Here is an 11,792-nt window from a genome sequence, read left to right as displayed (position 1 = left end):
ACCGGGAACGAGATCGCGATGGCGTCGCTGCTGTTCCGCGACGCCATCGACTACAGCCGCGTCCGTATTCACGGCCGGCGCTACATGCCCTTCCAGCCGAAGAACTGCTGCATGACGCCGAACGGCAGCATGTATTTTCACCGGTCCTGCTTTCTTCCCGATTACTCGCGCGGCGACCCCGGCGCCATCCACTGGTTCATGCACGAGATGGTGCACGTGTGGCAGCACCAGCTGGGGTATCCGGTGCGGATGCGCGGGGCGGTGCGTCTCGGGCTTTCGTATGCCTACACGCTGCGCGAGGGCGCGCTTCTCTCCGATTACAACATGGAGGCGCAGGGCGACCTGCTGGCCGATTATTTCGTGCTGAAATTCCTGCGCCGGCCCGGCGCCATGCGCCAGGAGCGTTACCGCGACAGCCTGGCGCTGTATGAACGTGTGCTGGCGGATTTTCTGGCCGATCCGTCCAGCGTGGCGAATCTGTCGCGCGGGTATGGCCGCGGTCTGCTGAATCTGAGGCGCCTGGCAAGACGTGGGGCTTGATCTGCACATTAGGTGCGTCTCATTCGGCCGCTCCTAAGTCCCCCTTCGACCTGCGGCTTTCAACAGCAGATATTCCGAGAACCAGAGAGTGATAAAGGTGACGGCGGTTGCAGCGAGCAAGGAATAAAAGATGATGGCACCTGCGGTTTCGACATACAGGTCGGGTGCACACAGAATGATGGACAGCCAGACAGCGAAGCAGGCCAGAAAACCGGCGCCGAGGGAAAGTAGAATTCTCCGGGTCATGCGATGAACCTGGCCACTAGCCGCGACGGTGCTTTGGCCTCCATACAACCGCGGTGATGATCCCCACAGCGATGGAAGGATAGACGATGATGACGAACGCCGTCTCAACATACATCCCCGGATCGAAGATGAATATCGAAATGTAAATAAGCGCAGCCACCAAGAAGAATGCGCCAAGTGACACGAGGGTGCGTTTCATGGTGCGAAGGGCTCCGCTGATGGGCAGTTGAACATCTGATAAGCGTTACTTCCACCTGCCTGCACAATCTCCTCTACAAAGGAAGTGCAGTTGTTCACTACGATGCCCCACAACCACTTTTTCGCTAGTAAGTCGTGAAGCTTTTCATGTGCTCCCCGAGGATTGGGTAGCCTGATAGGCCAGCGGCGAATCTCGCGCTTGTTGTTCTCTCTCATATATCGCCGGTATCCATCCTCGTGCATGTACTTAGGCAACTTGTAGAAGCCCGCCACATGGAAATACCAGGCATCGCCAACGTGAAGTAGCGCATGGCCGCAGGGGTTCCCCTTGTCGCCCGATACAATGACAGCACAAACGTGCCGGAAGTCGGAGACGTCAAGCGGGCAGACAATCATTTCGTCGCCTTCATACCTGGACATAGGCGCCCCGGTTAGCAGACGCGATGGGCTGAACAGTCCCAGCCCCCCGAGGTGTTGCCTTGCATACCTCCTCGGATGCTCTGCCTGATATAGTTCCATCGAATCTTGGCATACGAAAGCTGGACCCGCTCGGCAATGATTCCCGCGTCACCGCTATCCGGCGTGATACTGGCGATCAGCAGGTTCTCGAGCTCGATGCGGAAGTAAGGAATGGGGTTGCCGTTACTATCTGCCCTCATGAATTCAAAAGTCGCCTTGCCGATAGTCTTACCTGCTGCGCATGTTTGCAGCAGGATCGGGGAAGCAATGTCTGCAAGCTTCTTGAACGTAATCGGGAGAAGGTCGGCTCTGCCGCTTGTCAGGCCTCCGGCTGTGGACGTGGTTTCGGCCCTAGGCTGATGGATCGCGTACAGAACGTTGCTGACCTCGATCCAATCCTTATGTTTTTGATCCGTCGACTCTCCTTTGATACTGTCAATCTGCAAGTAAGCGTCGTTCGCCATTGATGTCCCCGTTGCATGTCGAATGGCGATTCTTGCCCAACCGAACCGGGCGGAACTTGGCTTGAGACAGGGGAGCTGCCGAAGAAGATCAACGACTGTTCTCTTCCACGCGGCTATGGACGTTCGCTCGAACTATGGCCATAGCTTGCGGCCCCTCATCCGGCGACATATCGTGAGTTGATCCTCCGAAATCTGCGTGGCAAACTTGCTCGTCCTTTGCGTTGAGGAAATCATGCGACCTATCTTTAGTGCATTCGCTGGAGTGGTCTTTGCTTTAGCGTTGCCTGTCGCGCCCGTCTTGGCAAGCACCTGCTTTGGCACTCCGGCCAATGGGAGGATCGAGAACGCGGTGCCACTGAGCGACAAGGGGGCTAATTTTGCTCCCTATACCAAGTTAGGGGTGCTCTTGGGTCGAACTTATGTGCATGCGACTGTCCGAGCTATCGTGGAAGATGCGTACGAAGAGCTAAAGCACGATCTGCCCAAGGTGACATTCGTCTATGGTGAAACGGGACTGAGCCACGGCGGTCCGATGCCCCCGCATCGGACGCACAAGAATGGCACCTCGGTCGACTTAATGGTCCCTGTGCGAAAACTCGATGGCTCGCCGGCGCTCCTGCCCGCAACGCCACAGAATCGCTTCGGCTACGATCTGGAGTTCAGTACAGATGGTAAGTTGGGCGACTTGCACATCGATTTCAATGCGATCACTGCGCATTTGGCTCAACTGGAGAAACAGGCGCGCAATCGCGGCGTCCGTATTGCACGCGTCATCTTCGATCCAGAGTTGACGCGTCGCCTCTCCGGTACGCTACAGGGCAAGAAGCTCGCTTCGCTTCCTTTTATGAAGATGAAGCCCTGGATCCGGCATGATGAGCATTACCATGTCGATTTCGCGATCGACTGCCGGCTGTTGCGTTGATGCAGTAGGTCGGGAAGCTCACCGTAATGGCATCGCTGCGGTTTCGTATTCCAGGGCTATGCGCGCCGGCAAACGCGCAGCGCTGGCCGTAGCCGGGTTCGCGCCGTCGCCGATTTCGAACACCCGCACCAGTTCGGCCAGGGCCAGGGCCTGCTCCTGCATCGAGGCCGCCGCCGCAGCGGCCTGCTCGACCAGCGCGGCGTTCTGCTGGGTTACGCCGTCCATCTGGACGATGGCGGCATTGACCTGATCGATGCCGACCGTCTGCTCGGCGCTGGCGCCGGCGATCTCGGACATGATGTTGGTCACGCGCGCGATGCCGTCCACGATGTCCTGCATGGTGTCGCCGGCCTCGTCGACCAGGCGCCCGCCGGCGCCGACCTTGTCCACCGAATCGGCGATGAGGAGCCGGATTTCCTTGGCCGCCGCGGCCGAGCGCTGGGCCAGGTTGCGCACTTCGCTCGCCACCACCGCGAAACCGCGCCCCTGTTCACCGGCACGCGCCGCTTCGACCGCCGCGTTCAGCGCCAGGATGTTGGTCTGGAAGGCGATGCCGTCGATGACGCCGATGATGTCGGCGATCTTCTTCGAGGAGGCGCTGATCGAGGCCATGGTGCTCACCACCTGCGCCACCACCTCGCCGCCGCGGGTGGCCAGCTGGGACGCCTGCCGGGCCAGCAGGTTGGCCTCCTGCGCATTGTCTGCGTTCAGGCGCACGGTGCCGGTCAGCTCTTCCATCGAGGAGGCGGTCTCCTCCAGCGACGCGGCCTGCTGCTCGGTGCGGCTCGATAAATCGAGGTTGCCGGCGGCGATCTCCTGCGAAGCGCCGACGATGGTCTCGGTGCCGGCACGTACCGCGCTGACAGTCTTGAGCAGGCTGGCGTTCATGGCCTGCAGCGCTCCCATCAGCTCGCCGATCTCGTCGCGCGATTCGATCCGGATGTCGGCGCTCAGGTCGCCCGAGGCGACGCGCCGGGCCACGCGCACGGCATGGGCCAGCGGGTGCGTGATGCTGCGCGTGAGCAGCCAGCCGAACAGGGCCGCGCTCGCCAGGGCGAAGGCGCCGACGCCAAGCAACAGGCGGCGTCCTGCCAGCTGCAGGGCGTCGATGTCGGCCTGGGCCTGTTCGGACTGCTCCGTCTGGTAGGCCACCATCTCATCCAGCGAGGCGATATAGGCGCGCATCTGCGGGGCGACCTTGTCCTTGAAGAAGGCCTGGACCTCTGGGTGCTCGCCTCCCAGCTCGGCTTTTCGCTGGAAGCCGGCTTCGCCCAGGGCGTACCAGGTCCGGTCGTTCTCGCTAACCCGATCCAGCAGGGCCGCGCCGTCCGGCGTATGGTCCATGGCCTGCAGTTGCTCCTGTACCTTGGCGACCTTGGCACGGGCGGTCGCGATCCGCTCGTCGTAATACTGGTCGTCGCCCGGCACGTTGCTCCTGAGTTTGGCAACGAAGCGCACGCTGTTGGCGGAGACGCCTTCGAGCCAGTCCTTGGCGAGCGCAGTCTTCTGGCCGGTTTGCGCCATCACTTCTTTCGCCTCGGCGATACGTTCGAGTTGCCACAGCATGCTGCCGAGCATGATCGCCATCAGGAGAATGACTGCGGCAAAGGCGCCGCCCAGCCGGATGCCGATGTTGAGATTGTTGATTTTCATGATGCCCTAGTCAGAAAATGTGCAGTTTATAGAATAGTTATTCCAGAACTTTACTTCAAGAAGGGCCATTTGAGGGCGAAACGGGCTTATCAGACCGGGAATAATCTTGAACATTGTTGCATCTAGGAAACGAAAACTTGCTGATGAATTAAGTTTTCGCGAGCGAGAAGGGCTGCGGATGGAAGCAGGAAGAGCGCCAGCCGCGCTGCGCGGCGGCTAGTCCCCCTTGATGACTTCCTTCAGTGTGACGATGTCGAGCTTTCCCACAAAAGCAATCTGCGCCTTGCCTTCGCGCGCGATGGCAGCATCGTGCTTCAGCACCTGGCAGGCGCCGTCGGGAATCGTCATGGCCGGCCGGCCATCGATCTCGATACGGCCGGGACCACCCAGGAAGCAGGCCCGCAAGGCGTTGTGGCCGTGGCGCCGGATTTCGCGCAGGTCGTAGCGGTAGGTGGGAATCTGCCTCTGGACGTAGCTGACTTCCTCGAGCGCTTTCGCGAATTCGGCATACGAGAGCGTTTGCGTGGGCGGAACCCGGACCTTCCATGCCACGCTCATCTTCCCTTTCTGGGTCTGGGTGTTGAACATGATGGTGCCCAGTTCCAGCATGCCCAGCTTCACTTTCGGCAGCAGGAAGTAGCCGCCGCGGCGGACCGGGACGACCTGGTCGAGTTCGTCCCCGACGATGGCGACTGCCCAGGAATCCGGCGCGAACAAATCCTTCTCCGCTTCGCTCTTGGCGACGAACTCGACCCGCCCCAGCAGGTCGATCGAACGCGGTTCGGGCGGAAGCAGCGACTGCAGATAGGTCTGGATCAGGAAGAAAGGCTTGTAGGGCAGGTCGCCCCGGTTGGTCTTGCGATGGACGTGGACCGGCGCCTGCTCGTCCAGCTGCAGTCCGGCCGATCCGGCCTTCCCCGGTGCCCCTTCACGGGCCACGGCCCGGGCCGGGACGGTGGCGAGGGCGGTGAACACCATCAAGGCCGCCAGCGCCGCGACCGGCGGCGTGGCGGGATCGTACAACTTCTTCATGTCTACTCGTAACGCAAGCAATCCACCGGCAGCAGGCGCGAAGCCCGGCGCGCCGGATAGAATCCAAAGAACACGCCCACGGCCATAGCAAAGCCGCAAGCCACCAGCACGCCCTGGAAGGTCAGGTACACGTCGAACTTGCCGGTCGAGGTGATCGCCGCCGCACCGGCCGCAGCGATCGCCACGCCCACCAGGCCGCCGGCCACGCAGATCACCACCGACTCCGCCAGGAACTGCAGCAGCACCGCGCGCGGCCGCGCACCGATGGCCATGCGGATGCCGATCTCGCGGGTCCGCTCGGTGACCGACACCAGCATGATGTTCATGATGCCGATGCCGCCCACCAGCAGCGAGATCGCGCCGATCAGGCCGAGCAGCATGGCGACGCCGGCGCTGATCGTGTTGGCGGTCTCCGCGAACGAGGCCATGTTCTGCACCTTGAAATCGTCCGGACTGTCGAGGCGGATGCGGTGGCGGGCGCGCAGGGTTTCCTTGACGTCTTCTTCCGCCTCCTTGAGCGACATGTCCGGGCGTCCCTGGGCCGCGATGTAGTGCACGTTCTGCGGGAAGGGCATCTTGATCAGGTTGGCGCTGGCCGCCGTGATCGGTATCAGCACGAATTCCGAGATGTCGGAGCCGTCGATCTGCTTGCCTTCGCCGGCCAGCACGCCGATCACCTGGAAGGCGACGTTCTCGATGCGGATGTACTGCCCCAGCGGATCGGTCTTGTAGAAGAACTGGTCCGCGATCTTCTGGCCGATCACTACCATGCGACTCGATGCGCGCACGTCCGCTTCGCTGAAGATGTTGCCCTGGTCGAGCTTCCAGTTGCGGATCTTGAACATGGCCGGGGTCACGCCGTGCACCTGGCTGTTCAGGTTTTCGTTGCCCGCGCTGAGCTTGAAGCTGCCCTGCAGCGCCGGCGCAGCGCCGGTCAGGCTGGGCAGGTCGTTGAGCGCGGCCGCATCGTGGATCGACAGCGAAGGCACCGCGCCGGCGCGGGCGCGCTGGGCGGTGGTGCGGTCGCCGCCGGGGAACACGTACAGCATGTTGGTGCCGAGCTGCTGCAGTTCCTTGCCGATGAAGCGCTGCATGCTGTCGCCGATCGCCAGCAGCAGGACCACGGACGCAATGCCGATCACGATGCCGAGCATGGTCAGGGCCGTGCGCAGGCGGTTGGCCGCCATCGAGCGGAAGGATTCGATCAGTACCTGGATGAAGTTCATGCCGGCACCTCAGTGTGGTTCGTGCTCAGCTGGCGCAGGCCCTCGGCGGAGGGACCGTCGTACAGCACGCGGCCATCCTTCAGGCGCACCAGGCGGCGGCTGTAGGCGGCAACGTCGGCCTCGTGGGTGACGAGCACGATGGTGATGCCGCGCTCCTTGTTCAGTTGCTGGAAGCTGGACATGATGTCGTCGCTCGTTTGCGTATCGAGGTTGCCGGTCGGTTCGTCCGCCAGCAGCAGGGGCGGGTCGGTGGCCAGGGCGCGGGCAATGGCCACGCGCTGCTGCTGGCCGCCGGAGAGTTGGCTCGGGGTGCGCTTCGCCAGGCCGCCCAGGCCGACGCGCTCGAGCTCCTGCAGCGCGCGCGCATGCGCCTTGCCGCGGCCCCAGCCCCCGTAGATCAGCGGCAGCGCCACGTTCTCGGCCACGCTCATCCGCTTGATCAGGTTAAAGCTCTGGAACACGAAGCCGATCGCGCGGTTGCGGATGTCGGCCAGCTGGGCGCGCGACAGCGAGCGCGTGTCGGCGCCGTCGAGCAGGTAGGTGCCGCCGGTGGCCTGGTCGAGGCAGCCGAGGATGTTCATCAGGGTCGACTTGCCGGAACCGGACTGGCCCATGATGGACACGAAGTCGCCGCGCGCCACCTGCAGGTCGATCCCGTGCAGCACGCGGGTCTCGACGCTGCCGCTGACGTAGGTCTTGGTGACGCCGCGGATATCGATCAATGAAGAAGAAGTCATGTCGGCGCTCACATGTCCTCTTTCGGCTGCGCCAGCGTGCGCGTGACGACCTGGTCGCCCGCCTTCAGGCCGCCGGACACCACTTCGGTATAGCGGAAGTTCGACAGGCCGACGCGGATGTCGACCGGCTGCGGCTGGTTCTTGGCATCCAGGCGGTAGACCTTGTACTGGCGCGCGGTCTCGTTGGCGGTGCGGAAGGCGAGGTCGTCGTCCTGGCTAGGGGCCGCCGGCTTCTGCGCCACCTGCTTGACGCTACCGTCCTTGCCGGCCTTTTCCTGTTCCTGCTTGCGCAGCTTTTCCTGTTCCTCTTCCGGCAACTGGAAGCGCAGCGCGGTGGTCGGGATGCGCAGCACGTTCGGGCGGTTGGCCACCACCAGGCGCACCTGCGCCGTCATGCCGGGTTTCAGCATCTCGTCCTGGTTGTCGACGTCGAGCACGACGTTGTAGGTGACCACGTTCTGCACCACGTTGGCGGCCAGGCGGAACTGGCGCATGGTGGCGTGGAATTCGCGGTCCGGGTAAGCGTCGACCACGAAGCGCGCCGGCAGGCCGTCCTTCAGGGCGCCGACGTCGGCTTCCGACACGCTGGTGTCGATCTGCATCTTGGTGAGATCGCGCGCGATCTGGAACAGGTTCGGCGTGTTGAACGAGGCCGCCACGGTCTGGCCCAGGTCGATGGTGCGCTTGATGATGACGCCGTCGATCGGCGAGCGGATCACGCTGTTGTTCAGGTCCGCACGTGCGCGGTCGAGCTGGGCCTGGGCCAGCTGCACGTTGGCGCGGGCCACGTCCATCTCGCGGCGGCTCTGGTCGAGCGCGGTGCTGGAGACGAAGCTCTGGGTGACCAGCTGCTGGTTGCGCTGGTAGTTGGCCTCGGCCAGCTTCAGGTTGGCCATGGCGGACGCGCGGCTGGCTTCGAACTGGCGGATCTGGGCGTTGAAGATGGTCGGGTCGAGCTTGAGCAGCACCTGGCCCTTGGTGACGCGGTCGTTGAAGTCCGCGTTCAGCTCGACGACGGTGCCGGACACCTGCGAGCCGACGTTCACCAGCGCGACCGGATTGATGGTGCCGGTGGCGGTGACGGTCTGGTTGATGGCGCCCATGTCGACTGCCGCGGTGCGGTACTTCGACGGCGGCACTGTGGGCTCGCCCTTCGGCATCATCCAGGCAGCGGCCGCGCCGCACACCACGATCACCCCGGCGGCGATCGCCACCCGCTTCTTCGTCAAGAATTTCATTGTGCTGTTCTTTAACCTACGGAAAGACTTAGTGTGCTGTACGGATATCAGCTTGGCAATGCGTGATGCATCGACTGGCAAAACCATGCGACGAAGCGTCGTTTTCGGGGGCTGGACGGAGCGATCCGCTAAAATGGCGGCTTCCTTTTACCTCACTGACAGCATCATGACCCAGGACGAACTCAAGCAAGCCGTGGCGCGCGCCGCGATCGATTACGTGGTGGACGGCGAAATCATCGGCGTCGGCACCGGCTCGACGGCCAACTTCTTCATCGACGAACTGGCCAGGATCAAGGACCGCATCAAGGGCACCGTGGCCTCGTCCGAAGCGACGGCAAGCCGCCTGCGCGGCCATGGCATCCCCGTGTTCGACCTGAACGAGGTCACCTCGATGGCGGTCTACATCGACGGCGCGGACGAGATCACCGCCAGCGGCGCCATGATCAAGGGCGGCGGCGCGGCCCTGACCCGCGAGAAGATCGTGGCATCTGTAGCAAAGAAATTCGTGTGCATCGCGGACGGTTCGAAACTTGTCGAAACGTTGGGCGCCTTCCCGCTGCCGGTGGAAGTGATCCCGATGGCGCGCGCTTCGGTGATGCGCCAGCTGGCGCTGCTGGGCGGCCAGCCGCGCCTGCGCACCAAGGCCGGTTCGGATGAAGCCTTCATCACCGACAACGGCGGCGAGATCATCGACGTGGTCGGCCTGTCGATTACCGACCCGGTCGCAATGGAAGAGAAAATCAACCAGATCGTCGGCGTGATCGCGGTCGGCCTGTTCGCCAAGGCGGGCGCCAACGTTTGCCTGCTGGGCACGCCCGAAGGCGTGAAGACCCTGACTTTCTGAGCGGAGAACGCATGAAGCACGCGCTACTGCTGGTCGCCGTCCTGCTGGGCGGCTGTACGCTGTTCAAGAGCAAGGTGGAGCCGGCGCCTGTGGCGGCCGCCAAGCCGGCGGCCCCCGGCCTGGCCGACCCGAACGGCACGCCGATCGAGCGCGTGCCGTTCAGGATCGGCGTGTCGTCGGCGACGGTCGAGAAGCTGGCGAAGCAGCAGGGCTGCACGAGCGGGCAGGGCGCCGGTCTGGTGACCGAGCCGGGGCCGGTGGAGGTCTACCGGATGCGCTGCGAGGATGGGAAAGTATTCATGGCGCGCTGTGAATTGCGCCAGTGCGTGAAGATGTAGTCTCCCGAGGTCGTAGGCGCGGTGGCGCCTACGACGAACCAGATCGCGCCAGGGAGCGCGCTCAATCCTCCAGCTTCAACACTTTGGCAATATCCTCCCACGCCACGGCCTTGAAGTTCTGCGGCCCATCCGGCATTCGCTTGAACCCATCCTGCACCACCAGCATCCCCCGCCCGTACACCCCACCCAGGTTGGCCGACGTCACCTCCAGCCCATCGGTCTCCGACGCGCCATCGATCCCGTTGGCCGCATCCGTCCCGATCCGGAACGCTCCGCGCACCCTGAAGGGCGCCGCCGCATCCAGCACCACATAGCTGTTGTTCCCCTGGCTCGAGACCACGAGATAGCTCTTGCCGGCGCCATGGTAGATGCCCATGCCCTCGACATCGGCATGCAGCACCGGCCCTACCGGCAATACCATCTTCAATGTCGCTGGCTGGTCGGCGCGGACCGAGGTGACCCACAGGCCGCGCCTCTCTTCGCCCACGAACAGCAGGCCGCTGCGGTCGTCCGCCACGCAGCCCTCCGGCTGGGTCGCCACCCTGAAGCTGCGCGCCAGGCGGGCGACGAAGCGGCCGCCGTCGCGGGTGATCCGGTAGTGCTCATAGCGGCCGTCCTTGTCGTTCACGAAGGCGTCCAGTCCGCCCTCGCTGTTACGGGACACGCAGGTGCCGTAAATGTCGCCCAGGCCGGTCGGCAGGCGCGCCGCCTCGCTCACCTCACCCTGCGCGCTGATGGCAAACAGCACCATCGCATTCTGGTCCCGCTGGGTAGCCACGGCCAGGTCGAAACGCTCGGCGCCGAAGCGCAGGTCCTGGCGCAGGTCGACGTTGTTCAGGCGTCCCGCTTCCAGCAGCTGGGTCTGGCGTCCCTGCAGGTCGTACACCAGCAGTCCCTGCTTCTTGTTGGTGCCGAGGATGCGCGAACGGGTCGGGTCGGTGGGATGGACCCAGATGGCGGGATCGTCCGCGGCGTCGCCCGTACGTGCGACCGGCTCGGTCTGCATGCGCGGCAGCACGGTCGGCAGGGGAGGCAGTGGCGCAGTGCCGGCCTTCCAGCCGAGCGAGGGCGCCTGCCAGCCTTTGCCGGTACGGACCAGCAGCCGCTCGGACGCTGGTTCCAGTGCCACCAGCTGCTGTGCACCGAGTGCGCGTGGCCGCAAGGACTGCCAGCGTCCGCCGTCGCGGCGCCAGGTCAGCAGGTCACCCTTGTCGTCGATGGCAGCCAGGCCGCCCCGCAGGACGGCCAGTGCACCGATCTCGCCAGCCAGCTTGCCATGGGGAGTGCGCAGCGCCACCGGCGAGCGCGCCGGTGGACCCTCGGCCTGGGCGCCGTAGGCCCATACGCCCATGCCCTCCTCGGCCACGAACAGGGTGTGGTTCGCATCGTCGACGCGGCAATGCTGGACGCTTGGGGGCAAGGCCAGGCGGCGCACCAGGCGATACTCGGCACCCAGCAGCCACTGCTGCGCCTGGCCGTCCTTGGCCGCCAGGAATACGTGGTCGAGACCTTGGGCGTCACGGTACAGACAAGCGGCTTCGATGCCGTAGCCGGTTTCCGGGAGAGCAGGCAGCGCTGCCAGGGTGCCGGCCCGGGTGTCGACCCGCACCGGCAGCAGGCGCTCGGCATTCGAGTCGATCACGATCGCCAGCGCGCCGCCGTCCACGGGACGCAGGTCGAGCTGCTCGCCGCGCAGGGCCAGGACGGCGCGTTCGTGCCCGTCGGTGTCGACCAGGCGCAGGCCGCGCTTGTCGAGCGCCAGCCAGCTGCCGCCGGGCAAGGCCGCCAGCTCTTCCGCCTTGTCGAGCGCCGCCGGCACGACAGGCGCGGCGAATGCCGGGATAGCCGCCAGCAGGGCGGACAGGAAGGCCGGGAGTATGATGCTGTTCATCCGC

12 protein-coding genes are annotated in these 11,792 nt (G+C 64.2%); 4 read left to right on the top strand and 8 right to left on the bottom strand.

Features of this window, described 5'->3' with window-relative positions; all coding sequences use genetic code 11:
- Positions 1 to 18: 18 nt before the first annotated feature.
- Complete coding sequence (locus tag YWC_RS0105030; RefSeq protein WP_027864385.1) at positions 19 to 540, top strand: hypothetical protein; 522 nt, start codon at positions 19 to 21, stop codon at positions 538 to 540.
- Positions 541 to 802: 262 nt separating this feature from the next.
- Here the strand turns inward: YWC_RS0105030 and YWC_RS0105020 are convergent, their stop codons facing one another.
- Both YWC_RS0105020 and YWC_RS0105010 read right to left on the bottom strand, forming a co-directional pair.
- Complete coding sequence (locus tag YWC_RS0105020; RefSeq protein ID WP_027864383.1) at positions 803 to 985, bottom strand: hypothetical protein; 183 nt, start codon at positions 983 to 985, stop codon at positions 803 to 805.
- Positions 986 to 1,415: 430 nt separating this feature from the next.
- Positions 1,416 to 1,907: an Hcp family type VI secretion system effector gene (locus YWC_RS0105010; RefSeq protein ID WP_027864381.1), complete on the bottom strand. Its 492-nt coding sequence runs from the start codon at positions 1,905 to 1,907 to the stop codon at positions 1,416 to 1,418.
- 196 nt (positions 1,908 to 2,103) lie between these two features.
- On the opposite strand from YWC_RS0105010, the gene YWC_RS28360 reads away from it, so the two are divergent.
- Positions 2,104 to 2,829 (top strand): penicillin-insensitive murein endopeptidase, encoded by a 726-nt coding sequence (locus YWC_RS28360; RefSeq protein WP_229413010.1) that lies wholly within the window; start codon positions 2,104 to 2,106, stop codon positions 2,827 to 2,829.
- An 18-nt stretch (positions 2,830 to 2,847) separates the two neighbouring features.
- Here the strand turns inward: YWC_RS28360 and YWC_RS28355 are convergent, their stop codons facing one another.
- The 5 genes from YWC_RS28355 to YWC_RS0104980 all read right to left on the bottom strand — a co-directional run bounded on the left by YWC_RS28355 (position 2,848) and on the right by YWC_RS0104980 (position 8,715).
- A complete protein-coding gene (locus YWC_RS28355; protein ID WP_036213094.1) occupies positions 2,848 to 4,482 on the bottom strand; it encodes a methyl-accepting chemotaxis protein in 1,635 nt (544 codons plus the stop codon).
- A gap of 216 nt (positions 4,483 to 4,698) precedes the next feature.
- Positions 4,699 to 5,514 (bottom strand): hypothetical protein, encoded by an 816-nt coding sequence (locus YWC_RS0104995; protein ID WP_027864380.1) that lies wholly within the window; start codon positions 5,512 to 5,514, stop codon positions 4,699 to 4,701.
- A gap of 2 nt (positions 5,515 to 5,516) precedes the next feature.
- The gene (locus tag YWC_RS0104990; RefSeq protein ID WP_027864379.1) at positions 5,517 to 6,740 is read right to left on the bottom strand and encodes an ABC transporter permease; all 1,224 of its coding nucleotides are present in this window, start codon (positions 6,738 to 6,740) and stop codon (positions 5,517 to 5,519) included.
- Positions 6,737 to 7,477, bottom strand: a complete 741-nt coding sequence (locus YWC_RS0104985) for an ABC transporter ATP-binding protein (protein WP_027864378.1) — start codon at positions 7,475 to 7,477, stop codon at positions 6,737 to 6,739. The genes YWC_RS0104990 and YWC_RS0104985 overlap by 4 nt, the downstream gene beginning before the upstream one ends.
- A gap of 8 nt (positions 7,478 to 7,485) precedes the next feature.
- Complete coding sequence (locus tag YWC_RS0104980; RefSeq protein ID WP_027864377.1) at positions 7,486 to 8,715, bottom strand: efflux RND transporter periplasmic adaptor subunit; 1,230 nt, start codon at positions 8,713 to 8,715, stop codon at positions 7,486 to 7,488.
- Positions 8,716 to 8,881: 166 nt separating this feature from the next.
- Here YWC_RS0104980 and rpiA point away from each other — a divergent pair, with 166 nt between their 5' ends.
- Together rpiA and YWC_RS0104970 are read left to right on the top strand one after the other, a co-directional pair.
- Entirely contained in the window at positions 8,882 to 9,559 is a 678-nt protein-coding gene (rpiA, locus tag YWC_RS0104975; RefSeq protein ID WP_027864376.1) for a ribose-5-phosphate isomerase RpiA, read from the top strand.
- Positions 9,560 to 9,570: 11 nt separating this feature from the next.
- Positions 9,571 to 9,897 carry a hypothetical protein gene (locus tag YWC_RS0104970; protein ID WP_027864375.1) on the top strand — a complete coding sequence of 109 codons (327 nt, stop codon included), beginning with the start codon at positions 9,571 to 9,573 and terminating at the stop codon, positions 9,895 to 9,897.
- A 61-nt stretch (positions 9,898 to 9,958) separates the two neighbouring features.
- On the opposite strand, the gene YWC_RS0104965 is transcribed toward YWC_RS0104970, so the two are convergent.
- Entirely contained in the window at positions 9,959 to 11,788 is a 1,830-nt protein-coding gene (locus YWC_RS0104965) for a phytase (RefSeq protein ID WP_051306252.1), read from the bottom strand.
- Positions 11,789 to 11,792 lie beyond the last annotated feature (4 nt).

Origin of the sequence: Massilia alkalitolerans DSM 17462 (assembly GCF_000427785.1) — a bacterium.
Lineage (GTDB): Bacteria > Pseudomonadota > Gammaproteobacteria > Burkholderiales > Burkholderiaceae_D > Telluria > Telluria alkalitolerans.
This window is presented reverse-complemented; position numbering and strand designations above follow the sequence as displayed.